General features: G+C 36.5%; 1 pseudogene. It reads left to right on the forward strand.

Going from position 1 to position 534, the window contains the following annotated elements:
- Nucleotides 1–93: 93 nt before the first annotated feature.
- A pseudogene (locus HMPREF9088_RS11335) lies at nt 94–534 on the forward strand (IS30-like element IS1062 family transposase); the annotation flags it as partial.

The following is a 534-nucleotide window of genomic DNA, read 5'->3' on the forward strand; positions in this document are numbered from 1 at the left end:
CGCCGATTGTAAAATTAAGCTAGACAAATAAAAAAGTCATTTGTGCTACACTCAAGATAGTTCCCGCAAAAGAATTATAAGGAGTGAAGACAAATGACCTATACCCATCTTACATCAAATGAACTTGCAATGATAGAGGCGTATTATAATAATCATCAATCTGTAGCCAAAAACCGCAGTACTATTGAATAGATCTAGACAAACGATTCATAAAGTTTACCAATTTTTCAAAACAGGGCACAATGCTCTAGATTATTTCAATCAATACAAGAAGAATAAAACTCGCTGTGGCAGACGTCCTATTGTCTTATCAGATGAACAAACAGAATATATTCAAAAGAGGGTTGTTCAAGGTTGGACACCTGATGTGATTGTTGGCCGTGCAGAGTTTTCTATTTCTTGTTCTATGCGTACACTTTATCGTATGTTTAAACAAGGCGTATTTGAAGTGACTCACCTACCTATGAAAGGAAAACGTAAAGCCAACGGACACAAAGAAACTCGGGGAAAACAATCTTTTCGTCGATCACTTCG

It is taken from the genome of Enterococcus italicus DSM 15952 (assembly GCF_000185365.1).
Lineage (GTDB): Bacteria > Bacillota > Bacilli > Lactobacillales > Enterococcaceae > Enterococcus_G > Enterococcus_G italicus.